Here is a 25,383-nt window from a genome sequence, read left to right on the forward strand (position 1 = left end):
CCCGCCCCTCTCCCACAGGGAGAGGGAGCACAGACTAAAAACCTTCTCCGAAGAGAAGGTTTTACTGTTTATACCGCGCGCTGGCGAACGGCTTCGAAAAGGCAAATGCCCGTCGCAACAGAAACGTTCAGCGACGACACGCTGCCCGCCATCGGAATACTGATCAGCTCATCGCAGTGCTCGCGAGTCAGGCGACGCATGCCTTCCCCTTCGGCGCCCATCACCAGCGCCATGCGGCCCGTCATTTTGCTCTGATAGAGCGTGTGATCGGCTTCGCCAGCAGTCCCTACAATCCAGATATTCTCTTCCTGCAGCAGACGCATAGTGCGCGCCAGGTTGGTCACGCGGATCAGCGGCACGCTTTCAGCGGCACCACAGGCCACTTTCTTCGCCGTTGCATTGAGCTGAGCCGAGCGATCGCGCGGAACAATCACCGCGTGGACGCCTGCGGCATCGGCGCTACGCAGGCATGCGCCCAGGTTATGCGGATCGGTAACGCCGTCGAGGATCAGCAGGAACGGATTCTCGAACTGAGCCAGCAGATCCGGCAGATCGTTTTCCTGATACTGACGGCCCTCTTTCACGCGGGCGATGATCCCCTGATGCACGGCGCCGTCGCTCTTCTCGTCAAGGAACTGGCGGTTCGCAACCTGGATCACCACGCCCTGCGCTTCCAGCGCGTGGATAAGCGGCAGCAGACGTTTGTCCTCGCGGCCTTTCAGAATAAAGACTTCCTGAAAACGTTCCGGAGCACGCTCCAGCAGGGCCTGCACCGCGTGGATGCCGTAAATCATTTCACTCATGAAGGGTACTCATTACCTGTTAGTTCAAATATTGTTTTCCCCTCTCCCTAACCCTTTCCCACAGGGAGAGGGAACAGCCCTGAGCTTCGTTCTGGAAAGCTCGCTGTATATTTTCTCCCTCTCCCTACGGGAGAGGGCCGGGGAGAGGGGCTTATCTCTTACTCTGCCGCTTGCTTCTTCACTGCGCGTTTGGCTTTTGTCGCAGCGGCGATTTTAAGCGTTTTATCAGACGGTTTTTTGGCTTTTTGACTGGTCGCCGCCTTCTTCGCCGCTTTTGGCTTCACTTTTTTGCTCTGGCCTTTCTCACCGCGGAAGGCGCTGTCTGGCTCAAAGTTGACCTTTTTCCCGGCATCGCGGCGTTTACCACCCGCTTTACCATTTGCCGGTTTCTTCGCTTTCTCGCGCGCGGTTTTGCCTGGGTTACGCGGGCCACGCTCGCTGGAAATCAGCGAGAAGTCGATTTTACGCTCGTCCATGTTGACGGCTTCAACCTTCACTTCCACGCGATCGCCAAGACGATAGGTCTGACCGCCGGATTCGCCAATCAGGCGCTGGCCAATCTGGTCAAAGCGATAGTAGTCGTTGTCCAGAGACGATACGTGCACCAAACCGTCAATAAACAGATCGTTAAGACGCACGAAGAAGCCGAAGCCCGTAACGCTGGCAATGACCCCGGAGAACACGTTGCCGACCTGATCCTGCATAAAGTCGCACTTCAGCCAGTCGGATACTTCGCGGGTCGCCTCGTCGGCACGGCGTTCGGTCATCGAACAATGCTGACCGAGCTGCAGCATCTCTTCCATGCTGTAGTGCCAGCCGCCGGTCTCCGTTGAGTTTCCTTTGTGACCTTCATCTTTCGCCAGTAAGTATTTGATGGCGCGATGCAGCGACAGGTCCGGGTAACGACGAATCGGTGAAGTAAAGTGGGCGTAGGACTGCAGCGCCAGGCCAAAGTGGCCGCGATTTTCCGGGTCGTACACCGCCTGCTTCATTGAGCGTAGCAGCATGGTTTGCAGCATTTCCGCATCCGGACGATCGGCAACGGACTCCAGCAGCTTCGCGTAGTCACGCGGCTCCGGTTTGTTGCCGCCTGGGAGCTCCAGACCAAGCTCGGCCAGCACGGTACGGAAAGAGGTGATCGCCTCTTCGGTCGGCTTGTCGTGAATACGGAACAGCGCAGGCTCATTCTCTTTCTCGACGAAGCGCGCCGCCGAGATATTGGCGAGGATCATGCACTCTTCGATAAGCTTATGCGCATCATTACGCTGGGTTTGCTCAATACGTTCGATGCGACGCTCAGCGTTGAAGATAAACTTCGCCTCTTCGCTTTCAAACGAGATCCCTCCGCGTTCGGCGCGGGAGGCATCAAGCACTTTGTAGAGGTTATGCAGCTCTTCGATATGCTTGACCAGCGGCGCATACTGCTCGCGCAGATCCTGATCGCCCTGCAGCATATGCCAGACCTTGTTGTAGGTCAGACGCGCATGGGAACTCATCACCGCTTCGTAGAACGTGTAGCTTGTCAGGCGGCCCTTCGCTGAAATGGTCATTTCGCAGACCATACACAGGCGGTCGACCTGAGGATTCAGGGAACACAGCCCATTGGACAGCACTTCCGGCAGCATCGGGATGACCTGAGACGGGAAGTAAACCGAGGTGCCGCGGTTGCGGGCTTCGGTATCCAGAGGCGTTGGCGGACGGACGTAATAGCTGACGTCCGCAATGGCCACCCACAGACGCCAGCCGCCGCCGCGTTTCTTCTCGCAGAAAACGGCGTCATCGAAATCGCGGGCGTCTTCGCCATCGATGGTAACCAGCGGTAAATCACGCAGATCCACGCGACCGATTTTCGCTTCTTCCGGCACCTGCTCTTTCAGGTTCGCAATCTGTTTTTCAACTTCAGGCGGCCAGACGTAAGGGATTTCATGGGTGCGCAGCGCCATGTCCACGGCCATACCGGTGCCCATGTTATCGCCAAGGACTTCGACAATTTTGCCGACGGCCTTGGTGCGGCGGGTTGGGCGCTGGGTAAGTTCAACCACCACCACAAAGCCCATGCGCGCGCCCATGAGTTCTTCCGGCGGAATGAGGATATCGAAGCTCAGGCGGCTATCGTCCGGCACCACAAAGCCGATGCCAGCGTCGGTGAAATAGCGCCCCACGATTTGCCCGGTTCTTGGTTCAAGCACGCGCACGATGCGCGCTTCGCGACGACCTTTTCGATCGGCGCCCAGCGGCTGTGCCAGCACCAGATCGCCGTGCATGCACATTTTCATCTGCTCGGATGAAAGATAGAGATCGTCTTTGCGCCCTTCGACGCGCAGGAAGCCAAAGCCATCACGATGGCCAATGACTTTGCCTTTCAGCAGATCGAGACGTTCCGGCAGCGCATAGCACTGACGGCGGGTGAAAACGAGTTGCCCGTCGCGCTCCATGGCGCGCAGGCGGCGACGCAGGGCTTCCTGCTGTTCTTCACCTTCGATTTTCAGTTCGATTGCCAGCTCATCTCGGCTGACCGGTTTTTCGCGTTGGGTGATGAAATCGAGGATGAACTCCCGGCTCGGGATAGGGTTCGCGTATTTTTCGGCTTCGCGTTGCTGGAAAGGATCTTGTGACATAGCGGTTCCTCCGTTGTCAGCTCCGGTGAAGTGACGAGTCACTCCACCAGCAATAATTTATAAAGCGGTTGATTCTCTTCAACCAAATCGGCCAGCGTGTAGTTATCCAGCTCCTTGAGAAAACTGTTTACGGCCTGAGAAAGTGCCTGTTTTAAACGACAGGCGGGCGTTATATGGCAAAACTCGCTGCTGCAGTTCACCAGCGATAATGGCTCAAGTTCACGAACAACGTCGCCGATGCCAATGGTATGGGCCGGTTTGCCCAGGCGAATACCACCATTTTTACCGCGCACGGCATCAACAAAGCCTGCACGACTTAACTGGTTGATAATTTTAACCATATGATTACGGGACACGCCATACACCTCCGTCACCTCAGAGATACTGGTCATTCGGCCGTCCGGCAGCGATGCCATATAGATTAGCGCACGCAATCCGTAATCGGTGAAACTCGTTAACTGCACATCAACCTCAAAGCGGAAAAAAACGGGGGATTATTACCATTGATGATAAACCAGCCAGCCAGGTAGCGGTTAATTAATTTAAGCGGAGGAAGGCGGAAAGCGGGAACAGAGGGGCGCAATGAATGCGCCCCTGGCATGATTATGCGTCGAACGGGTCGCGCAGGATCATGGTTTCAGAACGGTCCGGGCCGGTTGAAATAATATCAATCGGTACGCCGGTCAGTTCTTCGATGCGTTTAATATAGTCCAGCGCCGCCTGCGGCAGGCCGCTGCGGGTTTTCACGCCAAAGGTGGTTTCAGACCAGCCCGGCATGGACTCATAAATCGGCTCGATGCCTTCCCAGTCGTCGGCAGCCAGCGGCGTGGTGGTCACTTCGCGGCCATCCGGCATACGATAACCGACGCAGATTTTCACCTCTTTCAGGCCGTCCAGCACGTCCAGCTTGGTCAGGCAGAAGCCAGACAGGGAGTTGATCTGCACGGCACGGCGTACCGCAACGGCATCCAGCCAACCGCAGCGACGACGACGACCGGTGGTCGCGCCGAACTCGTTACCCTGCTTGCAGAGGAACTCGCCGGTTTCGTCAAACAGCTCGGTCGGGAACGGACCTGCGCCAACGCGGGTAGAGTAAGCTTTGATAATACCCAGAACGTAATCCACATAACGTGGGCCCAGGCCGGAGCCGGTCGCCACGCCACCTGCGGTGGTGTTGGAGGAGGTTACGTACGGATAGGTACCGTGGTCGATGTCCAGCAGCGTGCCCTGGGCACCTTCGAACATCACGAAATCACCACGCTGACGCGCCTGATCCAGCAGGTCGGAAACGTCAACAACCATCGCGGTGAGGATGTCGGCAACGGCCATGACGTCATCCAGCACTTTCTGGAAATCAACCGCTTCGGCTTTGTAGAAGTTCACCAGCTGGAAGTTGTGATATTCCATCACTTCCTTCAGCTTGTCGGCGAAGGTCGCTTTGTCGAACAGGTCGCCAACGCGCAGGCCGCGACGGGCCACTTTGTCTTCATAAGCCGGGCCGATACCACGACCGGTGGTGCCGATAGCTTTTGCACCGCGCGCTTTTTCACGAGCCACGTCGAGCGCGACATGATAATCAAGGATCAGCGGGCAAGCTTCGGAAAGCAGCAGACGTTCACGAACCGGGATACCACGGTCTTCCAGTTCTTTCATCTCTTTCATCAGCGCAGCAGGCGACAGCACAACGCCGTTACCGATGATGCTGGTCACGTTGTCACGAAGAATGCCTGATGGAATAAGATGGAGGACGGTTTTTTCACCGTTGATTACGAGAGTATGGCCTGCGTTGTGACCGCCCTGGTAGCGTACAACATATTTAGCCCGTTCAGTCAGAAGATCGACGATCTTCCCTTTACCTTCGTCACCCCATTGGGTGCCCAGTACGACGACGTTGTTACCCATTTTTCAAAATCACCGTTTGCTTAAAAATGGATTCTACCATCGGTTTCGATGATGACCAGCACTTTTTGCATCCTAAAAATGATGATTCCGCCGTTTTTTTATTCAGCCAATCGTTCTCGTCAACATGTAGTAGATCACTACGCCTGCGACCACAAGGCCACCGCCAAAACGACGCAAAAGATGGTCCGGAAGCTGTGAAAGTGCCGCCACCATTTTGCGCCAGGCCTGAGGATAGAGCATCGGTCCAAGACCTTCGAGCACCAGTACCAGCGCAAGCGCCAGCCAGATTGTTGAATTCATCATTCATCCTGAGAAAAAGAAAACCACCGCAAGAGCGGTGGTTTTTCACAAAACTATGGGAGAGTTTAACGCGCGGTACTGGTCGGCGTCTTCATGTAACGGAAGAAATCGCTGTCCGGACTCAGCACCATCACGTCCTGATTGCTTTCGAAGCTGTTCTCGTAAGCACGCAGACTACGGATGAAGGCGTAGAAATCCGGATCCTGGCTGAAGGCATCGGCAAACAGTTTCGCCGCTTCGGCATCACCTTCACCGCGCATGATGCGACCCTGACGCTCGGCCTCCGCCAGCGTTTTGGTCACTTCATAGTCGGCGGCCGCACGCAGTTTCTCTGCCTCTTCCTGACCCTGTGAACGGTGGCGACGGGCTACCGCTTCGCGCTCGGCGCGCATACGGTTGTAGATAGCTTCCGACACTTCCGCAGGCAGGTTGATCTGCTTGATGCGGACATCAACCACTTCAATACCCAGCGCAGCCATACTGTTCGGATTGATCACCGGCACTTTACCGTTGGTTTCCGCAACGACACGTTCTGCCGCTTCCGCGATAGCGCTGTCAGCTGCAGGCGTTGCCACTTCTTCGTCACCGCCGGAGGTACCGGAGTTCAGGGCATCGCGTACTTCGATAGTCAGACGACCGCGGGAATCCGTTACGATATCTTTCACATCCAGACGACCAATTTCAGAACGCAGACGGTCAGAGAATTTGCGCTTCAGCAGCACTTCGGCCTGAGAGACGTCTCCGCCACCGGTTGCCAGGAAGTAACGGCTGAAATCACTGATGCGCCACTTGATGTAGGAGTCAACGATCAGGTCTTTCTTCTCTTTAGTCACGAAGCGATCGGCCTGGTTATCCATGGTCTGGATACGCGCATCCAGCGTTTTCACCGACTGGATAAATGGCACCTTGAAATGGAGGCCCGGCGCATAAATCACCGGCTTCTTGTCGCTGTCACGCACCACGCTGCTGAACTGGAATTTAATTCCGCGTTCACCTTCTTTCACCACAAAGACTGAAGCGTAAAGGCCTACCAGCACGATGATAATTATTGCAATAACTGACTTACGCATCGTTATTCCCCCTGACGCTGGTAGTCGTTACGCTGCGCGTTAGCACGGCGTTGGTCCATGATATCGCTGTCGCTTGTGGCCGGTGCGGCGCTGTTGCTGTTGGCGCTGCTTGAGCTGGATGCAGGCGGCAGGCGCAACAGGCTGCTGGCGCCGCTGCTGTCACTCTTTTTTGCCGGCGCTGCACTGCCACCCTTCAGCATCTGGTCGAGCGGCAGCACCATCAGGTTGCCCCCTTTATCGTTGACCAGCACTTTACGGGTATGGCTCAGCACTTTCTCCATGGTTTCGATATACAGGCGCTCACGGGTAATTTCCGGCGCCGCTTTATACGCAGGCAGAATCTTGACGAAACGCGCAACTTCACCTTGCGCTTCGAGGATAGTCTGCGTCTTATAAGCGCGAGCTTCTTCGAGGATACGCTGCGCCTGACCGTTGGCACGCGGCTGAACTTCGTTGGTGTACGCTTCCGCTTCACGAATGTACTGCTGTTCGTTTTCACGAGCGGCAATGGCATCGTCAAACGCTGCTTTTACCTCTTCCGGCGGACGAGCAGCCTGGAAGTTGACATCCAGCAGGGTGATCCCCATGTTGTACGGGCGAATCGTCTCTTCCAGCTCACGCTGGGTATCGCTACGAATAACGGTACGGCCTTCGGTCAGAATACGGTCCATGGTGTATTTACCGATCACGCCGCGCAGGGCGCTGTCCGTCGCCTGACGCAGGCTGTCGTCCGGGCTGGTCACGCTGAACAGGTATTTCTGCGGATCGGTGATGCGGTACTGCACGTTCATTTCAACGCGCACCACGTTTTCATCAGACGTCAGCATCACACCAGAAGCGGCAAGCTCGCGAACGGCTTCCACGTTGACCGGCGTCACTTCGTCGATAAACGTCGGCTTCCAGTTCAGGCCAGGCTCAACCAGATGGCTGAATTTACCCAGACGAGTGACCACACCGCGCTCTGCTTCTTTAATGGTGTAGAAGCCGCTCGCCGCCCAGATAATGACGACCGCTGCGGCCGCAATACCGACAATACGCCCACTCATTGGCGCACGAGGCCCCTGCGAAGCGCTGCTGCCTCCGCCCGAGCCACCTTTACCACCGCCTAAGCCGCCGAGCTTTTTGCTCAGCTTGCGGAAGATATCATCCAAATCAGGAGGCCCCTGATCGCGACCACCTTTGTTTCCATTTCCCCCAGAGTTGCCGCCTTGATTATTGCTGCTTCCCCACGGGTCGCGGTCCTGTCCGTTATTACCGGGCTGATTCCACGCCATGTATATGCTCCATTTGTTATGCGGTGTATACCCGGCACGCCGGGTATAAAGGCGAATAATCTTCAGGCCAACTGGCTATCAGACAACGTAGTCTGCCAGCGCAGGTTCTTGCTTACAGAGGCGACGCCAGTCAACTATCGGCATCCGAACTTCCAGACCAACGCTGCCGTCATCCTCCATCCACTCTTTTTCTATCGCCTGAAGCTGATAAAACCGGCTTCTGAGACGCCCTTCCTGCGGCGGCAGGCGCAGCGTGTGCTGTGCCACCTCACCGGAAAGTCGTTCCGTTAAAGCCTGGAAAAGCAGTGGTACGCCGACGCCGGTCTGAGCAGAAAGCCAGACCCGAATCGGTTTGTTTTCATCATCTCTGTCGATACGCGGTTCGAAATCGTCCAGCATATCTATTTTGTTCATCACCAGCAGGGTTGGGATCTCGTCGGCCTCTATTTCATCGAGCACGACATTCACCGCATCAATGTTTTCCTGCAAACGCACATCGGCGGCGTCAATCACATGCAGCAGGAGCGTCGCCTGACGTGTTTCCTGCAGGGTCGCCTTAAATGCGGCCACTAAATCATGCGGCAAATGGCGAATAAACCCAACGGTGTCCGCCAGTACGGTTTCGCCTACGTCAGCGACGTTAATCCGACGCAGCGTCGGGTCGAGCGTCGCGAACAGCTGGTCGGCCGCATACACCTGCGCTTCAGTAATCTGGTTAAACAGCGTCGACTTCCCGGCGTTGGTGTAACCCACCAGCGACACGGTCGGAATATCGGCTTTGGTTCGCGAACGGCGCCCCTGTTCGCGCTGCTTCTCAACTCTCTCCAGACGGGAGAGGATCTGCATAATACGGTTACGCAGCAAACGGCGGTCAGTTTCGAGCTGGGTTTCACCCGGGCCACGCAAACCAATCCCGCCTTTCTGACGTTCCAGGTGGGTCCAGCCTCGCACCAGGCGTGTTGCCAGGTGACGCAGCTGCGCCAGCTCAACCTGCAGTTTCCCCTCGTGGGTACGCGCACGCTGAGCAAAAATATCGAGAATAAGACCGGTACGATCGATAACCCTGCATTCGCACAAACGCTCCAGGTTTCGCTCCTGGGCCGGACTTAATGCATGGTCGAATAAGACAACAGAGGCCCCCGTTGCTTTCACGGCTTCCGCAATTTCGACAGCCTTACCTTCACCAACAAAATACTTTGGGTGCGGCGCTTTACGGCTACCGGTAATCACCTGCATTGCTTCGACACCGGCGGAAGAGACCAGGGATTCAAACTCCTGAAGGTCTTCCATATCTTTGTCTTGCGAAAAATAGATGTGTACCAGCACCGCCTGCTCACCGGCGTCATAACGGTCAAACAAGCGAAAAATCTCCTAAAAGACCAGCGGGGAACCGAATAAACTGGCTCCCCGACATGGAAAAACAGCCATCAACCTTATTCGGTTTCGTCGCTGTCTTGCGGCGCAGATGAAGACTGCGCGTTGCTACCATGATGGTAGTTACTACCCGTACCGCCGCCAGCGTTGTTGCTATGATGAGAGACCGGACGAGACGGAACAACGGTAGAAATTGCGTGCTTATAGACCATCTGGCTGACCGTGTTTTTCAACAGGATCACGAACTGATCGAAAGACTCAATTTGACCTTGCAGCTTAATACCATTCACCAAATAAATAGAAACCGGAACACGTTCCCGACGAAGTGCATTCAGAAACGGATCTTGTAAAGATTGCCCCTTAGCCATTCTCTTTTCCTTATATGCTTGTTATACCCACGGTTTTCAGGGTGTTACCCACAAACTTCGGGCTTGTACTTAGAACCTTTCGATTCTGAAAAATTGCGCACGATACGTCTTAATTTTACACGTTCAGCCCAGGCTCGCATCAACAACCTTTAACACATCGTTGAACGCTTGTTCAGGTTGTTCACTGTCTAACCAATGAACCCCTTCCCAACCGCGCAACCAGGTCACCTGACGCTTGGCCAACTGTCTCGTGGCGCAAATACCTCTATAAACCATTTCATCATATGAGATTTCGCCTTCAAGGTATGACCACATCTGGCGGTATCCCACACAACGAATGGAAGGCATGTCCGTATGCAAATCTCCACGGGCAAAAAGCGCCCGCACTTCTGCTTCAAAACCTGAAGCCAACATCTGATGAAAACGCTGCTCAATGCGCTGATGGAGCAGTTCACGGCTCGCCGGGGCGATGGCGAACTGATGCACCTTGTACGGCAGAGCGTCTCCTGACGTTTGCGTCAGTTCCGTTAAAGTTTTACCCGAAATGAAAAAAACTTCCAGTGCCCGGGAAAGTCTTTGCGGATCATTTGGATGAATACGCGCACCGGCAACCGGGTCAATCTCCAGAAGTTGCTGATGCAGTGCATTCCATCCCTGCTCTGCTGCCTGTTGCTCAATCCTGGCCCTGACGGCGGGATCTGCCGACGGCAAGGGCGAGAGTCCTTCCAGCAACGCCTTGAAATATAACATTGTACCGCCCACCAGCAGCGGGATACGCCCGGCAGCGGTGATTTCGGCCATCTCGGCCAGCGCATCGCGGCGGAAATCCGCGGCAGAATACGCCTGCGCCGGATCGCGAATATCCAGCAACCTGTGAGGGGCTAAGGCCTGCTCACGGGCATCTGGCTTCGCGGTGCCGATATCCATCCCCTGGTAAATGAGGGCGGAATCCACACTAATCAACTCAACGGGCAAAACTTTGCGTAGCTCAATCGCCAGCGCGGTTTTACCGGAGGCCGTTGGCCCCATCAAAAAAATGGCCTGAGGCAGGCTCTGTGTTACGTCACTCATGTTTAAGGGCATTCATCGCCGTATGTAAATCAACGGGTTGTAACAGGCCACCCGGCGGCGCTTTCACCAGCTGTGGACAAAGACGCTCTAAGTCCGTCAGCAGGGCAATCGCCTGCGCCATATTCCACTGCGCATGTTCGCTTGCAAGATTGCGCGCTAACCACTGCGCCAGCGTCACCGCATCGAACGTCGATTGCTGCGCGAGGTAGCCTATCAGTTCAGGAATCAAGATTTGTAAATTTTGTTGTCTTAAGGGTAAAGGCACCGCCCGCACCGTTACATGCTGCGCTTCTGATTGAATTTCAACGCCTAATTGCCCCAGTACGGGAAGGGATTTAGCCAACGCCGCCTGCTCTTCAGCGCTTATTTTTAAGCGCAGCGGAATCAGCAGAGGCTGCGCGCAAACCGGGGACGTTTCCGGCGAAAGCTGCGCCTGTTTCAGCCAGCGTTCCGCAACGGGCAGCGCCATCAGGTTGAGCTTGCCGTCGCGTTCGAGCAGTGCAAGATCGGCAGCAATAATCGTCAATACCCGGCCAAAGCTGTTGCTGTGTCCGGACAAGCTTTCCGGCGCGGCAGGCATAACAGGCCTGCGTTCTGCAACCGGTGTCTCCAGCAGTTGTTTGTATAAAGCCCCCTGCTGTTTCTGGTAACCCGGTTGCGCATTAGGCCAGCTTTCATGACGCGAACTGCCGCCGGATGGCGAGCTATAGCGCGGCGCGGCAGGCTCGCGTACAACGGCAGGTTCAGCAAAATGGTTACGTCCGGCGGCTACGCGGTTTTCCGGTAATGTGCGCAGCGCGGGTTCTTCAGCTTCTTCCGCCAGCGGCAAAGGCGTATCCATCTGCTGCTGCAACACGCTCAGCACGCCCTGATAGATAAAATCATGTACCAGCCGCGACTGATGAAAGCGCACCTCATGCTTCGCCGGATGCACGTTCACATCGACCTGGTGCGGGTCGATAGTCAGATAAAGCACGAACGCAGGCTGTTCCCCGGCTCCGAGCTTGTCTTCACAGGCCTGGCGAATCGCGTGATTGATAAGCCTGTCGCGCATCATGCGCCCGTTCACGTAGCAGTACTGAATTTCCGCCAACTGCGCATTGCTGAGTTTCGGATCGGCCACCCAGCCGTGCAGGGCCAAATCGCCATGCTGCCATTCAATCGCCAGCGCCTGTTCCATAAACGGCGTACCGCAGATGGCCGCCAGACGGCGTTCTTTCTGGCCGCCTTCCGCCACCGCACGGTACTGCCGCACCGCTTTGCCGTTGTGGCTGAGGTTAATGGTGACGTCAAATCGCGCCAGAGCAATGCGGCGAATAATTTCATCGATGTGGCTGAATTCGTTTTTTTCGGTACGCATAAATTTGCGGCGTGCCGGCGTGTTGTAAAACAGATCTAACACTTCGAGAGTTGTGCCCACAGGATGCGCCGCAGGTTTTACGGTCACGTCCATATCGCGCCCTTCGGCGTACGCCTGCCAGGCTTCAGGCTGTTCGGCCACGCGGGACGTTAAGGTCAGACGGGAAACGGAGCTGATACTCGCCAGCGCCTCCCCGCGAAAACCGAGACTGATGATCGCCTCAAGGTCGTCGAGCGACGCAATCTTACTGGTGGCGTGACGGGCCAGCGCCAGCGCCAGCTCATCTTTTTTGATGCCGCAGCCGTTATCGCGAATGCGGATAAGCTTTGCGCCACCGCGTTCGATATCGATATCAATGCGGGTCGCGCCCGCATCAAGGCTGTTTTCGACCAGCTCTTTCACTACCGATGCGGGCCGCTCCACCACTTCGCCAGCGGCAATCTGGTTCGCAAGCTGCGGGGGCAAAACCTGTATCGGCATGAAGCGCTCCTTAGTTAATTAACGTTCCGTTTGGGCCTGCTGCGCTGGCCGTTTGTGACGCTTCGCCGCGCGGCCCGCTTTGTAACGGATGCGCTTCAAAGTACTTCCGCAGACCGTTATAAATCGCTTCGGCGATCTGCTGCTGATAGCTGTCGCTGCCGAGCAGGCGTTCTTCACCGCCGTTGCTGATAAAGCCGGTTTCAACGAGGATCGACGGGATATCAGGCGAGCGCAGCACGCCTAAACTTGCATGCTCAGGGCGGCGCTTGTGAATATTGCCGACACGCTGAAGCTGACCCAGAACGTCAACCGCCACATCATACCCGACGCGCTGCGAATGGCCGAACTGTAAATCCAGCACCGCCTGACTCAGGTAAGGGTCGGCCTGACTGTTCGCCAGCACATCGCCTGCGCCGCCGAGCAGCTCAGACTGCTTCTCGTGCTGCTCCAGCCAGCCCGCCATTTCGCTGTTGGCACGGCGGTTGGACAGCACCCACACCGATGCGCCCGTGGCGTCGCGGTTTGGCGCAGCATCCGCATGGATGGACACCAGGAAGTTAGCGTTCTGCTTACGGGCTACGTCCGAACGCCCCATCACTGAAATAAAGTAATCGCCGTCTCGCGTCAGCACGCCTTTAAACATCGGGTCGTCATTCAGCAGAGCGCGCAGCTTACGGGCAATGGAGATAGTGACGTTTTTCTCTTTGGTGCCGCCCGGGCCGATTGCGCCGGGATCCTGGCCACCGTGCCCGGCATCAATAGCAATAATGACCTTGTCACCGCTGGCGCTTGCCGTACGCGTTCTCGCCGCCGGTCGGGTTTGCGTATTGCTGCTGGTCACGCTTGTCATGCGGTCATTTTGCGTTTTGAACGGATTGCGCGCTGGTTCAACAGGACGAGGTGCGGGAGTCACCATCGGGGCTTCCACACGTTTCGCTACCGCCGGTGGCGGAGGTGGCTCATCTGCGTTGATGGTGAAGACCACAAGGGTGCTCGCACCATTTTGCTGTTTCACCGCGCGAGTTTTGCCGTCGCCGGTAAGATCAACCACCAGACGTAAAGACTGGTCATCTTTTGGCGTGCCGGAACGAATGCTTTTGACCAGGTTATTACCGCTGAAGTTGAGCGGCAACCCCTGAATCACGCCGGTTTGCTTGATATCCAGCGCGACGCTGCGTTTGCCTTCCTGCGAGAAGGAGTAGTCAGGATCGCCCAGAAAACTGAACGTAATGCGGGCCTGTTTATCTCCGTTAGAGACCTGGATATCGGATAAACTTGCCGCCGTCGCCTGAAGGCAAAAAAGCATCAGGCATGCCACCCACCAACTTTTAACGCGATACATCATCCCGTCATCCCTCAGGTTAACCGGCTAAGCGCGCCAGTAAAGACTCACCCAGTGAGGAGACTGCCGTCACGCGCGCCTCTCGCCCTTGTGCCTGGTATTCGAGGTGAATTTCGACATCCGGTTCAGGCAACACACCCGCGCCCTGTTGCGGCCATTCCACCAGGCAGATGGCATTGTCAGCGAAGTAATCGCGGATCCCCATGAATTCAAGCTCCTCAGGATCCGCAAGGCGGTACAAATCAAAGTGGTAAACCATTAAATTGTCGAGCGTGTACGGCTCAACCAGCGTATAGGTCGGGCTTTTGACGTTGCCTTTATGGCCCAGCGCCTGCAAAAAACCGCGACTAAACGTGGTTTTCCCGGCGCCCAAATCGCCGTAGAGATAAATGACGGTCGCGCCCGTGCAGGCCCCGGCAATACGATTGCCCAGCTCTAATGTGGCCTGCTCATGGGGTAAGGGAATCACTCGATTTATCATGGTTTACGTCAATCACATCCGGGTTAACAACACGCTGTAGCGTGTAAAAAAGATCGGTGGCAAGCATGCCACGGGTTCCGTAACGGGCGGCAAGCATGTCTGCCGCCGCGCCATGTGCAACACAGCCGGCACAGGCAGCATCATACGGCGAGAGATGCTGGCCTAGCAACGCGCCAATAATGCCGGAAAGGACATCGCCCATGCCGCCGCTGGCCATCCCCGCGTTGCCGACATCGGCAATGGCGATACCGCGCGTCTCACCGGCAATCACGGTTCCTGCGCCTTTCAGCACCGCGACGCCTCCGTACCGTTTTACCAGACGCTGTGCAGAAAGTAAGCGATCGCTTTCAATTTCCGCCACGCTGCAGTTCAGCAACCGGGCCGCTTCGCCGGGGTGCGGCGTCAGGATGCGATTGTGACGTTTATCCGGATTGATTGCCAGAATGTTAAGCGCGTCGGCATCCCATAACATGGGCTTTCTGACGTTTTCCACTTTTCGCAGCGCCTGTTTGCCCCAGGCCTGCTGCCCAAGCCCTGGGCCGATCACGATAACGTCCGCCCATTCCAGACTCTCATCCAGGGTTTTCGGCGTGAGCTCATGCACCATCAGTTCAGGCCGCGCCGTCACAATGGGCGCAATATTTTCTGCACGCGTCAAGACACGCACCAGTCCGGCCCCGGCACGCAGCGCGGCTTCACCAGCCATGCGAATGGCACCTGAAGTGCCATGGTCACCGCCGATAATCACCAGCTTACCGTGATCGCCTTTATGCGACGTTGGGCGACGCAGCGGCAACCAGCGGACAAGCTGACCGGCGTCGATTCGTTGAAGATCCGTGGATTGCGTAGCCAGCCAGGCCTCAAGGCCCAGCGCATGATGATGCAAAGTGCCCGTCACATCGCGGGCTTTGCCTGTCAGCAAACCCGGCTTGAGCGCAATGAAAGTCATGGTATGGGCAGCACGGATCGCTGCGCCAGGCGTTGCGCCGGTATTGGCAAGCAAGCCGGAAGGGATGTCGAGTGCCACGACGGGAGCCGAATGATCGTTCGCCTGTGCAATGAGCGTGGCGATAGGTTCGCGGGGCGCACTGTTACTGCCGGTTCCGAGCAGCGCATCAATAATCAAATCTACGCCGTCAGGCCAACCCGCATCCGCCGCATGAATAACGCCGCCCGCGTTCAGCCAGGCTTCCCGTGCTTCAGCAGCTTCGTCAGGCAGCGGTTTATCGCTTTCAACGGCCAGCAGCGTCACGGCAAGGCCTGCAGCCTGCGCCAGACGCGCCACCACGTAACCATCGCCGCCATTATTGCCGTGACCGCAAAGGATAAGCCAGTGTGCCGAGGCAGGATATCTGCCACATGCAAGCTGGAAAGCGGCTTCTCCCGCACGCAGCATCAGTTCGTAAAGGGTTAATCCGAGCGCATCAGCGGCCTCAATTTCTGCGCGACGCAGGGCATCCGCAGACCAGATGGTGTGTGGTATACTTGCGGGGTTTCTCGTCATTGTATGGTCCGTCATGTCACAGCCCCTCGATCTCAATCAATTAGCGCAAGATATCAAACAGTGGGGCACCGAACTGGGCTTTCAGCACGTCGGCATTACCGATACCGATCTCAGCGCCAGCGAACCCAAACTGCAGGCATGGCTGGACAAACAGTACCACGGCGAAATGGAGTGGATGGCGCGCCATGGAATGCTCCGCGCCCGCCCTCATGAACTGCTGCCCGGTACGCTGCGCGTTATCAGCGTGCGAATGAACTATTTACCTGCCAACGCAGCGTTTGCCAGCACCCTGAAAAACCCGTCACTCGGTTACGTCAGCCGGTATGCCCTCGGGCGTGATTACCACAAGCTGTTACGCAATCGCCTTAAAAAGCTGGGCGAGAAAATTCAGGAACGGTGTGCCTCGCTGAATTTTAGACCTTTTGTCGATTCTGCGCCCGTTCTGGAGCGCCCGATTGCAGAAAAAGCAGGGCTTGGCTGGACAGGTAAGCACTCACTTATCCTCAGCCGCGATGCGGGTTCCTTCTTCTTCCTCGGCGAGCTGCTGATAGACCTTGCGTTACCCATTGATAAACCAGTGGCAGAAAACTGTGGCCGCTGCGTTGCCTGTATGACCATCTGCCCGACCGGCGCTATTGTGGAGCCTTACACCGTCGACGCACGCCGCTGCATTTCCTATCTGACCATTGAGCTTGAGGGCGCGATCCCGGAAGCATTCCGGCCGCTGATGGGCAACCGCATTTACGGCTGCGATGACTGCCAGCTGATTTGCCCGTGGAATCGCTACTCGCAGCTCACGGAAGAGGACGACTTCAGCCCGCGCAAGGCCTTGCACGCACCTGAACTTATCGAACTGTTCGCCTGGAGCGAGGCCCACTTTCTGAAAGTGACGGAGGGGTCACCCATCCGCCGCATCGGCCATTTACGCTGGCTGCGAAATATCAGCGTGGCGCTGGGTAATGCCCCGTGGGATCCGCGCAATCTTGCGGCACTGGAAAGCCGTCAGGGTGAGCACCCACTTCTCGATGAGCACATAGCGTGGGCGATTGCGCAGCAAATTGATAAGCGAAATGCCAACGTCATTGAAGTGCAGCTACCGCAAAAACAGCGTCTGGTTCGGGTGATTGAAAAAGGCCTGCCGAGGGATGCATGATTCATTCACAGGGTGTGAATAAAAATAAAAACACATTGAAATTCAAGGGCGAAAAAATCGTCAAGTGATCGCGATAACAATTTGAAATCTATTTTTATTGTTATTAATCAGATAATTAAAAAAATTTGATTCACATTCAGAAGCAATTGACGCTCGAAGAGCACGATGCGGACCTGTGGATAAGTCTGTTTACAAGAGTGTAACTGAGACAATAAAAATCGCCCCCAGCGCGTTTATTCGCTGTGGATAAGAAGATATATTGAAAAAATTTGGAGCGGGAAACGAGACTCGAACTCGCGACCCCGACCTTGGCAAGGTCGTGCTCTACCAACTGAGCTATTCCCGCTTGGGTGGTGCGTATCTTGCGATACTACATCTGGTGATGCGCAAATTTTGGAGCGGGAAACGAGACTCGAACTCGCGACCCCGACCTTGGCAAGGTCGTGCTCTACCAACTGAGCTATTCCCGCTTGGGTGGTGCGTATCTTACGATACTTTTCAACTTGTTGCACAAATTTTGGAGCGGGAAACGAGACTCGAACTCGCGACCCCGACCTTGGCAAGGTCGTGCTCTACCAACTGAGCTATTCCCGCAAATTTGTTGCTGACGTAACGCGTAATTCTCTGTCGTTACGGGAGGCGCATTATACGAGAAATCCTTGTAGCTGCAACCCCCCTTCACGCGATTTTTTTTGATTTTTGCTCAAGTGCTGCATTAATCGCCAGATAGATTATTTTTACGGCGAATGCCCGGCGGCTCTGCGTTTGCCGGGCCTGTGCAAGCCATTTTTCGCCGTTACAGCTTAATAAAGTTCTCGCGATAGTACGCCAGCTCCGCCACGGACTCACGAATGTCGTCCATCGCCTGATGCGTGCCCTGCTTCTTAAAGCCGTCGAGAATTTCTGGCTTCCAACGACGCGCCAGCTCCTTCAGCGTGCTGACATCGAGATAGCGGTAGTGGAAGTACGCCTCCAGCTCCGGCATGTATTTAAACAGGAAGCGACGGTCCTGGCCGATGCTGTTACCGCAGATGGGCGATTTGCCCGCTGGAACCCACTCTTTAAGAAACTCAATAGTTGCCAGTTCTGCTGCGCGATCGTCCTGGGTGCTCGCCTTCACGCGATCCACCAGACCGCTGCCGGTGTGCGTACGCACGTTCCAGTCATCCATCAGCGCCAGCTGAGCATCGGACTGATGTACCGCAATGGTCGGCCCTTCCGCCAGAATGTTGAGGTTTGCATCGGTCACGAGCGTGGCGATTTCGATAATGCGATCGCGCTCAGGATCGAGCCCTGTCATTTCCAGATCGATCCAAATGAGGTTGTTTTCATTTGCACTCATGCTATTTTCCACCCTTCTCGCGTCACAACGACAGTGACTATATTCATCTAAAATAGCGTGTATCATAGAGGTTTTGCCCCCCTGGGGCGACCAGGAGTCAGCACGATTGAGTAAAAATAAACTCTCCAAAGGGCAGCAGCGCCGGGTAAAAGCCAACCATCAGCGCCGTCTCAAAACCACTGCGGAGAAGCCCGATTTCGATGACAACCTGTTTGGCGAAACGGCTGAAGGCATTGTTATCAGCCGCTTTGGCATGCATGCCGATGTGGAATCCGACGAAGGCAGCATCCACCGCTGCAATATTCGTCGCACCATTCGTTCTCTGGTAACGGGCGACCGCGTGGTCTGGCGTCCGGGTAAAACCGCGGCGGAAGGCGTCAACGTTAAAGGCATCGTTGAGGCGGTTCATGAACGCACCTCCGTGCTGACGCGCCCGGACTTCTACGACGGCGTCAAACCGATCGCCGCAAATATCGATCAGATAGTGATCGTCTCCGCCATTCTGCCCGAGCTGTCGCTGAATATTATCGACAGATATCTGGTCGCCTGCGAAACGCTGAGCGTTGAACCCATCATCGTGCTGAACAAAATCGATCTGCTGGACGACGACGGCCTGGCTTTCGTCAACGAGCAGATGGATATCTACCGCAAGATTGGCTATCGCGTACTGATGGTCTCCAGCCGCACTCAGGACGGGCTCAAGCCGCTGGAAGAAGCGCTCACCGGGCGCATCAGCATCTTTGCGGGCCAGTCCGGCGTGGGCAAATCCAGCCTGCTGAACGCCCTGCTCGGTCTGCAGGAAGAAATTCTCACTAATGACGTGTCCGATAACTCGGGCCTCGGCCAACACACGACGACCGCTGCGCGTCTGTATCACTTCCCGCACGGCGGCGATGTGATTGATTCTCCTGGCGTGCGTGAATTCGGCCTTTGGCACCTTGAACCGGAACAAATCTTCAACGGCTTTGTCGAATTCCACGACTATCTGGGCGCCTGCAAATACCGCGACTGCAAGCACGATAACGATCCGGGATGCGCCATCCGTGAGGCGGTGGAAAAAGGTGAGATTGCCGAAACGCGCTTTGAAAACTATCACCATATTCTCGAAAGCATGAAGCAGGTACAGGTAAAAACGCGTAAAAGCTTTTCTGAAACCGATGACTGACATTTAAGCTGAACGTCGCTAGAATCAGCCCCTTTTTTGAAAAAGGCTCCGTCGAGAGCCTGAAACAATGAATATGGCCTGGAGGCTATCTTGTTAAATTCATTCAAACTTTCGCTTCAATACATTCTGCCGAAACTGTGGCTCACGCGCCTCGCAGGCTGGGGCGCAAGCAAACGAGCGGGCTGGCTGACGAAGCTGGTGATTGACCTGTTCGTGAAGTATTACAAGGTTGATATGAAAGAGGCGCAGAAGCCGGACACCGCCAGCTACCGTACCTTCAACGAATTCTTTGTGCGTCCTTTGCGCGATGAAGCGCGCCCACTCGACACCGATCCGAGCGTATTGGTGATGCCAGCCGACGGCGTGATCAGCCAGCTGGGCAAAATTGAAGAAGACAAAATTTTGCAGGCCAAAGGGCATAACTACAGCCTGGAAGCACTGCTGGCGGGCAATTACCTGATGGCGGATCTGTTCCGCAACGGTTCTTTCGCCACCACATATCTTTCACCGCGCGACTATCACCGCGTACACATGCCGTGTAACGGCATTCTGCGTGAAATGATTTACGTGCCGGGTGACCTGTTCTCCGTCAACCACCTGACCGCGCAGAACGTACCGAACCTGTTTGCCCGCAACGAACGCGTCATCTGCCTGTTTGATACCGAATTTGGCCCAATGGCGCAGATTCTGGTCGGCGCAACCATCGTTGGCAGCATCGAAACCGTCTGGGCTGGCACCATCACGCCACCTCGTGAAGGCATCATTAAGCGCTGGACATGGCCGGCAGGCGAAAGCGAAGGCTCCGTCGCGCTGCTGAAAGGTCAGGAGATGGGCCGCTTTAAGCTGGGTTCCACCGTGATCAACCTGTTTGCGCCGGGCAAAGTTCAGTTGGTTGAAACACTGGCCAGCCTGTCAGTCACCAAACTGGGTCAACCGCTGGCCGTTTCAACTGAGACCTTCGTCGCTCCAGCCGCACAGCCTGCGCCGCTGGCAGAAGAAGAGATCAAAACTGAGCACGACGCCAGCCCGCTGGTTGACGATAAACAAGACGAAGGCTAATTACAGAAGGATCGCTGACGTGCGCCTGATTATCACTTTTCTGATGGCCTGGTGCCTCAGCATGGGGGCGTACGCAGCAAGCGCCCCCGACGCCAGACAGATCGCCCAGGAGCTGGAACAGGCAAAAGCGGCGAAGCCCGCCCAGCCGGAAGCCGTTGAGGCGCTTCAGTCTGCGCTGAACGCGCTTGAGGAACGAAAAGGTTCTCTTGAGCGCGCCGCACAATATCAACAATCCATTGATAACTTCTCTAAGCTCTCGCAAACCCTGCGCGCGCAGCTTTCCCGCCTGAGCGATGAACCACGCCAGGTGCCGACGGCACTGACCACGGATGCCCTGAATCAGGAGATCCTTCAGGTCAGCAGCCAGCTGCTGGAAAAAAGCCGTCAGGCACAGCAGGAACAGGAGCGCGCACGCGAGATCGCCGACTCCCTCAATCAGCTGCCGCAACAGCAAACCGATGCTCGCCGTCAGCTCAATGAGGTCGAACGCCGCGTCGGCACGGCGACGGGCAATACGGCCCAGGCGCAAAATCTGAGTTTGCAGGCAGAATCGGCCAAATTAAAGGCGCTGGTGAACGAACTTGAGCTGGCCCAGCTTTCGGCAAACAATCGCCAGGAGCTGGCGCGTATGCGCTCTGAGCTTGCGCAAAAGCAGAGCGAGCAGCTGGATACTTATCTGCAAGGCCTGCGCAATCAGCTCAATAGCCAGCGCCAGCGCGAAGCTGAAAAAGCGCTGGAAAGCACCGAATTATTAGCCGAAAACAGCGCAAACCTGCCGCCGCACATCGTAAAGCAGTTCGCCGTCAACCGTGAGCTCTCCCAGGCGTTAAACCAGCAGGCTCAGCGGATGGATTTGGTGGCCTCCCAGCAGCGTCAGGCTACCAATCAGACGTTGCAGGTGCGACAGGCACTCAATACTTTGCGTGAACAGTCGCAGTGGCTCGGCTCCTCCAATCTGTTAGGCGAAGCCCTGCGCGCGCAGGTGGCCCGACTGCCGGAAATGCCCAAGCCGCAGCAGCTTGATACCGAAATGGCGCAGCTGCGCGTACATCGCCTGCGCTATGAAGATTTACTCAGCAAACAGCCGCAGCTGCGACAGGCCAATGGGCAGCCGCTGTCGGCGGAAGAAACCCGTATTCTGGATGCCCAGCTTCGCACCCAGCGCGAATTACTCAATTCCCTGCTGCAGGGCGGCGATACGCTGATCCTCGAACTGACCAAGCTGAAAGTCGCCAACGGGCAGCTGGAAGATGCGCTGAAAGAAATTAACGAAGCAACCCACCGCTATCTGTTCTGGACCTCAGACGTCAGCCCCATCACCTTCGCCTGGCCGCTGGAAATTGTGCAGGATCTGCGCCGCCTGATTTCGCTGGATACCTTCAGCCAGCTCGGCAAAGCCTCAGTGATGATGCTGACCAGCAAAGAGACGCTGATCCCGCTGTTTGCGGCGCTGATCCTGGTCGGTTTCAGCATCAGCTCCCGCAAGCACTTTACCCGCTTCCTGGAACGCTCCAGCAACCGGGTGGGCAAAGTCACCCAGGATCACTTCTGGCTGACGCTGCGCACGCTCTTCTGGTCGATTCTGGTGGCCTCACCGCTGCCGGTGCTCTGGATGACGCTGGGCTATGGGTTGCAGGAGGCCTGGCCCTGGCCGCTGGCGGTGGCCATCGGGGACGGCGTCACCGCCACGGTGCCGCTGCTGTGGGTGGTCATGATCTGCGCCGCCTTTGCTCGCCCTAACGGTCTGTTCGTGGCGCACTTCGGCTGGCCACGGAACCGCGTTGCCCGCGCGATGCGCTACTACCTGATGAGCGTTGGCCTCATCGTGCCGCTGATTATGGCGCTGATCATGTTCGATAATCTCAGCGATCGCGAATTCTCAGCATCGCTTGGCAGGCTCTGCTTTATGCTGATCTGCGGCGCGCTGGGCGTGGTCACGCTCAGCCTCAAACGCGCAGGGATCCCGCTGTATCTCGATAAAGAAGGCTCCGGCGATAACGCAATCAACCGCATGTTGTGGAATTTGCTGATGGGCGCGCCCCTGGCGGCAATCCTTGCGGCCGCCGTCGGTTATCTGGCTACGGCCCAGGCGCTGCTTGCCCGTCTTGAGACCTCCGTCGCCATCTGGTTCCTGCTGCTGGTGGTCTATCACGTCATCCGCCGCTGGATGCTGATTCAGCGCCGCCGTATCGCTTTCGATCGCGCTAAGCACCGTCGTGCCGAGATGCTCGCTCAGCGTGCGCGCGGTGAGGACGATCCCTACCACACCACCAGCCTGGAAGGAGCGACGGAAGTGGACATCGCCGAAGTGGATCTCGACACGTTAAGCGCCCAGTCGCTACGGCTGGTACGATCGATTCTGATGCTGATCGCGCTGGTGTCGGTGATCGTGCTGTGGTCGGAAATCCACTCGGCGTTTGGCTTCCTTGAAAACATCTCGCTGTGGGATGTGACTTCAACGGTGCAGGGCGTCGAGAGTCTCGAGCCAATCACCCTCGGCGCCGTGCTGATTGCGATTCTGGTATTTATCATTACGACGCAGCTGGTACGCAACCTTCCGGCGCTGCTGGAGCTGGCGGTGTTGCAACACCTGAGCCTGACGCCCGGCACCGGCTACGCCATCACCACCATCACCAAATACCTGCTGATGCTGATCGGCGGCCTGGTCGGCTTCTCGATGATTGGTATCGAATGGGCAAAACTGCAGTGGCTGGTGGCGGCACTCGGCGTCGGGCTCGGCTTTGGCCTGCAGGAGATCTTCGCTAACTTTATCTCCGGCCTGATCATCCTGTTTGAAAAACCGATCCGCATCGGCGACACAGTGACGATCCGCGATTTGACCGGCAGCGTCACGAAGATCAACACCCGAGCGACGACGATCAGCGACTGGGATCGCAAAGAGATCATCGTGCCGAACAAGGCGTTTATCACGGAACAGTTTATCAACTGGTCGCTGTCGGATTCCGTCACGCGCGTGGTGCTGACCGTTCCGGCCCCGTCCGACGCCAACAGCGAAGAGGTGACGCAGCTCCTGATGACCGCCGCCGAACGCTGCTCGCTGGTCATCGATAACCCGGCGCCGGAAGTGTTCCTCGTCGATTTGCAGCAGGGTATTCAGATTTTTGAACTGCGTATCTATGCCGCCGAGATGGGCCATCGTATGCCGCTTCGCCATGAGATCCACCAGCTGATCCTCGCCGGTTTCCGCGAGCACGGAATCGACATGCCGTTCCCGCCTTTCCAGATGCGACTGGAAACGCTGGACGGGCGTAAGACGGGCAGAATGATGACGTCGGCAGGGCGCGGACGTACGGCGGGAAGTTTGTAATTTTCAGGGGAGTGCGGCCTGATGCCCTCTCCCCCGGCCCCTCTCCCACAGGGCGAGGGGTGCAAACACTAAAAAACCCTCTTGATGAGGGTTTTTGCTTTTTACCTTGCTGCCGGGCAATGCCTGAAATCAGGCCCGATCGACCGTAAAAGCGATAACATCACTGATTTGTTCTGCGCCAAGCGCCAGCATCACCAGACGATCCACGCCCAGCGCCACGCCGGAGCAATCCGGCAGGCCTGCCTTCAATGCTTCCAGAAGGTTCACATCTATCGGCTGCTGCGGTAAATCACGCGCAGCACGCTTGCGGTTGTCCTGCTCAAAGCGCTGCTGCTGCTCACGGGCATCGGTCAGCTCATGGAAACCATTCGCCAGCTCCATGCCTTTGTAATAGACCTCAAAGCGCTCCGCCACGCGGTGATCTTCGGTGCTGATTTGCGCCAGAGAAGCCTGACTGGCCGGGAAGTGGTAGATAAAGGTCGGGCGATCTTTGCCAATATGCGGCTCAACGCCGAAGGTAAAGAGCATCTGCAACAGCGTGTCGCGGTCTTCTTCCGTATCGGCAATATTGCTGAGATCGAGCTTCGCCGCTGCTTCGCGCAGCAGCGCTTTATCCGCCGACAGCGGATCGATTTCCAGATGACGCTGGAACGCCTGCTGATAGGAGAGGCTTTCCGCCGGCTGGCACTCCAGCACCTGCTGCATTAGATCGTCCACTTCGTTAATCAGACGATACATGTCGTAATGCGGACGATACCACTCCAGCATGGTGAATTCCGGGTTGTGGTGGCGCCCCATCTCTTCATTGCGGAAGCTTCTGCACAGCTGGAATACCGGGCCACAGCCCGCAGCGAGCAGCCGCTTCATGTGGTATTCGGGGCTGGTCATCATGTAGAGATTGATACCCTGAGAGTGGCCCGGGCCGACAAAACGCGTCTCAAACGGCACCAGATGAATATCGGTCACCGTCGCCTGACTCATGCACGGCGTTTCCACCTCCAGCACGCCGCGGTCGGTAAAGAAGCGGCGGATCTCCGCCATAATAGCCGCGCGTTTTAACAGATTGGGGATGGAGGCGCTCGGCTGCCAGGTGGCCGTTTCGCTCATGGTAACTCTCTCCGAATGCAAACAAAGGCCCGAAGTCTACCCGCAAGCGGGACACGAGACAAATTTTGCCCGGTGAAATTCGGGGTTTCCGCCGCAAAGCGCATTTCGTGATGCAGTCCATCAATTTCGATGATAAATGCGCAGGCGGATCAGCAAAAAAATCGAACGCGTCAAATTTCCCTCCAGATCATAAGGCTATACTACGATACCCATAAAGGAGCAGTGGAAACGCTTTCGTCATCTCCCGGGTTCGACCCGGTGAACTACCTTTAGTCAGGCGGG

Annotated in this window: 20 protein-coding genes and 3 tRNA genes; 4 read left to right on the forward strand and 19 right to left on the reverse strand. The window is 56.4% G+C overall.

What is annotated here, in order from left to right:
* Positions 1 to 68 precede the first annotated feature (68 nt).
* The 14 genes from rlmB to nnr form a co-directional block, all read right to left on the reverse strand.
* Positions 69 to 803 carry a 23S rRNA (guanosine(2251)-2'-O)-methyltransferase RlmB gene (gene rlmB / locus AB1287_RS08860; protein WP_312629133.1) on the reverse strand — a complete coding sequence of 245 codons (735 nt, stop codon included), beginning with the start codon at positions 801 to 803 and terminating at the stop codon, positions 69 to 71.
* A 158-nt stretch (positions 804 to 961) separates the two neighbouring features.
* Positions 962 to 3,421 carry a ribonuclease R gene (rnr, locus tag AB1287_RS08865; protein ID WP_435617551.1) on the reverse strand — a complete coding sequence of 820 codons (2,460 nt, stop codon included), beginning with the start codon at positions 3,419 to 3,421 and terminating at the stop codon, positions 962 to 964.
* Between the two features lie 38 nt (positions 3,422 to 3,459).
* Positions 3,460 to 3,885: a nitric oxide-sensing transcriptional repressor NsrR gene (nsrR, locus tag AB1287_RS08870; RefSeq protein WP_312629137.1), complete on the reverse strand. Its 426-nt coding sequence runs from the start codon at positions 3,883 to 3,885 to the stop codon at positions 3,460 to 3,462.
* 139 nt (positions 3,886 to 4,024) lie between these two features.
* Entirely contained in the window at positions 4,025 to 5,323 is a 1,299-nt protein-coding gene (locus tag AB1287_RS08875; protein WP_435617552.1) for an adenylosuccinate synthase, read from the reverse strand.
* A 102-nt stretch (positions 5,324 to 5,425) separates the two neighbouring features.
* Entirely contained in the window at positions 5,426 to 5,623 is a 198-nt protein-coding gene (locus AB1287_RS08880) for a DUF2065 domain-containing protein (RefSeq protein WP_312629146.1), read from the reverse strand.
* A 65-nt stretch (positions 5,624 to 5,688) separates the two neighbouring features.
* On the reverse strand, positions 5,689 to 6,693 hold the full coding sequence (hflC, locus tag AB1287_RS08885) for a protease modulator HflC (RefSeq protein WP_312629140.1): 1,005 nt from the start codon (positions 6,691 to 6,693) through the stop codon (positions 5,689 to 5,691).
* Between the two features lie 2 nt (positions 6,694 to 6,695).
* On the reverse strand, positions 6,696 to 7,967 hold the full coding sequence (gene hflK / locus AB1287_RS08890) for an FtsH protease activity modulator HflK (protein WP_435617553.1): 1,272 nt from the start codon (positions 7,965 to 7,967) through the stop codon (positions 6,696 to 6,698).
* Between the two features lie 78 nt (positions 7,968 to 8,045).
* Positions 8,046 to 9,326, reverse strand: a complete 1,281-nt coding sequence (hflX, locus tag AB1287_RS08895; RefSeq protein ID WP_312630166.1) for a ribosome rescue GTPase HflX — start codon at positions 9,324 to 9,326, stop codon at positions 8,046 to 8,048.
* Positions 9,327 to 9,400: 74 nt separating this feature from the next.
* A complete protein-coding gene (gene hfq / locus AB1287_RS08900; RefSeq protein ID WP_312630059.1) occupies positions 9,401 to 9,709 on the reverse strand; it encodes an RNA chaperone Hfq in 309 nt (102 codons plus the stop codon).
* 123 nt (positions 9,710 to 9,832) lie between these two features.
* Positions 9,833 to 10,780 carry a tRNA (adenosine(37)-N6)-dimethylallyltransferase MiaA gene (gene miaA / locus AB1287_RS08905; protein WP_435617554.1) on the reverse strand — a complete coding sequence of 316 codons (948 nt, stop codon included), beginning with the start codon at positions 10,778 to 10,780 and terminating at the stop codon, positions 9,833 to 9,835.
* Positions 10,773 to 12,620 (reverse strand): DNA mismatch repair endonuclease MutL, encoded by a 1,848-nt coding sequence (gene mutL / locus AB1287_RS08910; RefSeq protein WP_435617555.1) that lies wholly within the window; start codon positions 12,618 to 12,620, stop codon positions 10,773 to 10,775. The genes miaA and mutL overlap by 8 nt, the downstream gene beginning before the upstream one ends.
* A 10-nt stretch (positions 12,621 to 12,630) precedes the next feature.
* A complete protein-coding gene (gene amiB / locus AB1287_RS08915; protein ID WP_435617556.1) occupies positions 12,631 to 13,965 on the reverse strand; it encodes an N-acetylmuramoyl-L-alanine amidase AmiB in 1,335 nt (444 codons plus the stop codon).
* A 16-nt stretch (positions 13,966 to 13,981) separates the two neighbouring features.
* Positions 13,982 to 14,443: a tRNA (adenosine(37)-N6)-threonylcarbamoyltransferase complex ATPase subunit type 1 TsaE gene (gene tsaE / locus AB1287_RS08920; protein ID WP_312630064.1), complete on the reverse strand. Its 462-nt coding sequence runs from the start codon at positions 14,441 to 14,443 to the stop codon at positions 13,982 to 13,984.
* Positions 14,412 to 15,962 (reverse strand): bifunctional ADP-dependent NAD(P)H-hydrate dehydratase/NAD(P)H-hydrate epimerase, encoded by a 1,551-nt coding sequence (nnr, locus tag AB1287_RS08925; protein ID WP_435617557.1) that lies wholly within the window; start codon positions 15,960 to 15,962, stop codon positions 14,412 to 14,414. Before nnr ends, tsaE begins: the two co-directional genes overlap by 32 nt.
* On the opposite strand from nnr, the gene queG reads away from it, so the two are divergent.
* Positions 15,961 to 17,100 (forward strand): tRNA epoxyqueuosine(34) reductase QueG, encoded by a 1,140-nt coding sequence (gene queG, locus AB1287_RS08930; RefSeq protein ID WP_435617558.1) that lies wholly within the window; start codon positions 15,961 to 15,963, stop codon positions 17,098 to 17,100. The genes nnr and queG overlap by 2 nt on opposite strands.
* A gap of 270 nt (positions 17,101 to 17,370) precedes the next feature.
* Here the strand turns inward: queG and AB1287_RS08935 are convergent.
* The 4 genes from AB1287_RS08935 to orn all read right to left on the reverse strand — a co-directional run bounded on the left by AB1287_RS08935 (position 17,371) and on the right by orn (position 18,442).
* Positions 17,371 to 17,446, reverse strand: a tRNA-Gly gene (locus AB1287_RS08935).
* A 48-nt stretch (positions 17,447 to 17,494) separates the two neighbouring features.
* Positions 17,495 to 17,570: transfer RNA gene (locus tag AB1287_RS08940), tRNA-Gly, on the reverse strand.
* A 48-nt stretch (positions 17,571 to 17,618) separates the two neighbouring features.
* A tRNA-Gly gene (locus tag AB1287_RS08945) sits at positions 17,619 to 17,694 on the reverse strand.
* A 202-nt stretch (positions 17,695 to 17,896) separates the two neighbouring features.
* Positions 17,897 to 18,442, reverse strand: a complete 546-nt coding sequence (gene orn / locus AB1287_RS08950) for an oligoribonuclease (RefSeq protein WP_312628963.1) — start codon at positions 18,440 to 18,442, stop codon at positions 17,897 to 17,899.
* A 106-nt stretch (positions 18,443 to 18,548) separates the two neighbouring features.
* On the opposite strand from orn, the gene rsgA reads away from it, so the two are divergent.
* The 3 genes from rsgA (at position 18,549) to mscM (ending at position 23,994) form a co-directional block, all read left to right on the forward strand.
* Positions 18,549 to 19,607, forward strand: coding sequence for a small ribosomal subunit biogenesis GTPase RsgA (rsgA, locus tag AB1287_RS08955; protein ID WP_435617559.1), 1,059 nt, complete (start codon positions 18,549 to 18,551; stop codon positions 19,605 to 19,607).
* A 90-nt stretch (positions 19,608 to 19,697) separates the two neighbouring features.
* Positions 19,698 to 20,666, forward strand: a complete 969-nt coding sequence (gene asd, locus AB1287_RS08960; RefSeq protein WP_435617560.1) for an archaetidylserine decarboxylase — start codon at positions 19,698 to 19,700, stop codon at positions 20,664 to 20,666.
* Positions 20,667 to 20,685: 19 nt separating this feature from the next.
* Positions 20,686 to 23,994, forward strand: coding sequence for a miniconductance mechanosensitive channel MscM (gene mscM, locus AB1287_RS08965; protein ID WP_435617561.1), 3,309 nt, complete (start codon positions 20,686 to 20,688; stop codon positions 23,992 to 23,994).
* 129 nt (positions 23,995 to 24,123) lie between these two features.
* Here the strand turns inward: mscM and epmA are convergent, their stop codons facing one another.
* A complete protein-coding gene (epmA, locus tag AB1287_RS08970; RefSeq protein ID WP_312628967.1) occupies positions 24,124 to 25,101 on the reverse strand; it encodes an elongation factor P--(R)-beta-lysine ligase in 978 nt (325 codons plus the stop codon).
* Between the last annotated feature and the right edge of the window lie 282 nt (positions 25,102 to 25,383).

The sequence above is a fragment of the Scandinavium sp. UTDF21-P1B genome (assembly GCF_040750395.1).
Taxonomy (GTDB): domain Bacteria; phylum Pseudomonadota; class Gammaproteobacteria; order Enterobacterales; family Enterobacteriaceae; genus Scandinavium.

Coding starts and splice junctions, on each gene's coding strand:
- AB1287_RS08875 (WP_435617552.1), bottom strand. CDS start 5,323: ATGGGTAACAACGTCGTCGTACTGGGCACCCAATGGGGTGACGAAGGT.
- hflK (WP_435617553.1), bottom strand. CDS start 7,967: ATGGCGTGGAATCAGCCCGGTAATAACGGACAGGACCGCGACCCGTGG.
- epmA (WP_312628967.1), bottom strand. CDS start 25,101: ATGAGCGAAACGGCCACCTGGCAGCCGAGCGCCTCCATCCCCAATCTG.
- AB1287_RS08880 (WP_312629146.1), bottom strand. CDS start 5,623: ATGAATTCAACAATCTGGCTGGCGCTTGCGCTGGTACTGGTGCTCGAA.
- rlmB (WP_312629133.1), bottom strand. CDS start 803: ATGAGTGAAATGATTTACGGCATCCACGCGGTGCAGGCCCTGCTGGAG.
- hflC (WP_312629140.1), bottom strand. CDS start 6,693: ATGCGTAAGTCAGTTATTGCAATAATTATCATCGTGCTGGTAGGCCTT.
- tsaE (WP_312630064.1), bottom strand. CDS start 14,443: ATGATAAATCGAGTGATTCCCTTACCCCATGAGCAGGCCACATTAGAG.
- miaA (WP_435617554.1), bottom strand. CDS start 10,780: ATGAGTGACGTAACACAGAGCCTGCCTCAGGCCATTTTTTTGATGGGG.
- rnr (WP_435617551.1), bottom strand. CDS start 3,421: ATGTCACAAGATCCTTTCCAGCAACGCGAAGCCGAAAAATACGCGAAC.
- orn (WP_312628963.1), bottom strand. CDS start 18,442: ATGAGTGCAAATGAAAACAACCTCATTTGGATCGATCTGGAAATGACA.
- mutL (WP_435617555.1), bottom strand. CDS start 12,620: ATGCCGATACAGGTTTTGCCCCCGCAGCTTGCGAACCAGATTGCCGCT.
- queG (WP_435617558.1), top strand. CDS start 15,961: ATGTCACAGCCCCTCGATCTCAATCAATTAGCGCAAGATATCAAACAG.
- hfq (WP_312630059.1), bottom strand. CDS start 9,709: ATGGCTAAGGGGCAATCTTTACAAGATCCGTTTCTGAATGCACTTCGT.
- amiB (WP_435617556.1), bottom strand. CDS start 13,965: ATGATGTATCGCGTTAAAAGTTGGTGGGTGGCATGCCTGATGCTTTTT.
- nnr (WP_435617557.1), bottom strand. CDS start 15,962: ATGACGGACCATACAATGACGAGAAACCCCGCAAGTATACCACACACC.